At 76.1% G+C, this 1,587-nt stretch carries 1 protein-coding gene; it reads left to right on the top strand.

The genetic code is table 11. The annotated features are described in order from the left end of the window. Positions 1-1,587 (top strand): phosphodiester glycosidase family protein (locus PROKR_RS00160; RefSeq protein WP_036958780.1); only part of this gene is annotated, 1,587 nt, incomplete at both ends.

The following is a 1,587-nucleotide window of genomic DNA, read 5'->3' as shown; positions in this document are numbered from 1 at the left end:
CCTGCGCCCGGGCGACCGGATCGACCTGGCGTACGGCCTGAGGGAGGACGCGGGCGACGTCGCGGTCGCCATCGGCGGCGGCGTCGAGGACCCGCTGCTGGAGGACGGCGAGGTCACCTCCGCGACCGGTGACCACGTGGAGCTGCGCCACCCCCGCACCGCGGTGGGCTTCGACGAGTCCGGCACCCGCGCGTACTTCGTGGTGGTCGACGGCCGCCAGACCCACAGCATCGGCATGAACCTGTACGAGCTCGGCGGTCTCATGGCCCAGCTCGGCGCCGACGACGCGATCAACCTCGACGGCGGCGGCTCCTCCGAGATGGTCGCCCGGCTGCCGGGCGACGCCGCCAACACCATCCTGAACAGCCCGTCCGACGGGTTCGAGCGGGCCGACGCGAACGGCCTCGGCCTGTACGTCCCGGCGGGCTCGGGCCGTGTCGCGGCGTACGACGTACGCACCACGGTCCCGGCCGACGACGCGGACCGCGTCTTCCCCGGCCTGCACCGCACGCTGGTCGGCAAGGGGTACGACGACACGATGGGTCCCGTCGCGACCGAGCCGTCCTCGTGGCGCGCCCGCGACGGCGCGGTCGCCTGGGTGCGCGACGGCGTGGTGACCGGCCGCAAGGCGGGCAGCACCACCGTGACCGCGGCGTCGCTGAGCCGCTGGGGCCTGGCCACCGGCACCACCGAGGTGGAGGTGCTGGGCGGCCTCGTCCGCACGGGTGTGGACACCCCCGTCGTCGGGCTGGAGGACGCCGACGCGACCGCGCCGCTCGTGCTGACCGGCTACGACGCGCAGGGCTTCACCGCGCCGATCGAGGCGCGGGACGTCACCGTGACGGCGGTCGAGCCGGGCGAGCCCCGGATCCCCGGTGTGCGCGCTACCCGCGAGCCGGTCGCCGAGCTGGTCCCGGCCGCCGACGGCTCCTTCGAGGTCCGCGCGCTCGCCGAGGTGGGCGGCACCACCTTCGAGCTGTCCGTCCCCGGCCCGGACGGGGCGCCGCTGACCACCCGCGTGGCCGTGACGGTCAGCCTGGAGGAGGACGTCGTCGCCGACTTCGCCGACGCGGCATCCTGGACCTCGGCGAACGACCGCGCCCCGGGCGGAACCCTCGCTCCCGTGGCCGGGCATGAGGGTTCGGCCGGCCTGCGCATGACCTACGACTTCACGCGGTCCACGGCCACGCGCGGCCAGTACGCGGTGCTGCCCGAGGCCGCGGCAGGCGGTCGCGAGCTGCCCGGCGCACCGCGCGCGGTGACCATGTGGGTCGACGGCGACGGCCACGGCGCCTGGCTGCGGCTCCAGGCACGGCAGGGCGACGGTGTCGTCACGCAGCTCGACGGGCCCGAGGTCACCTGGACCGGCTGGCGGCAGGTCACCTTCCCGGTGCCCGACGGCGTCGCGTTCCCCCTGAGGCTGCAGCGTGTGCGCGCGCTGGAGACCACGGCGGGCGAGCAGTACACGGGCGCGCTCACGCTGTCCTCGATCGCAGCCCAGGTGCCGCCCGCGGTGGACGCGCCCGAGGCGCCCCGGGTCGAGGACACGGTCGTGGCCGCCGACGGCGGCACCGGCGACGCGCCCCT

The sequence above is a fragment of the Promicromonospora kroppenstedtii DSM 19349 genome (assembly GCF_000515355.1).
GTDB classification, from domain to species: domain Bacteria; phylum Actinomycetota; class Actinomycetes; order Actinomycetales; family Cellulomonadaceae; genus Promicromonospora; species Promicromonospora kroppenstedtii.
Note: the sequence above shows the minus strand (reverse complement) of the source record. Positions and strands in the feature narration are given on the sequence as shown.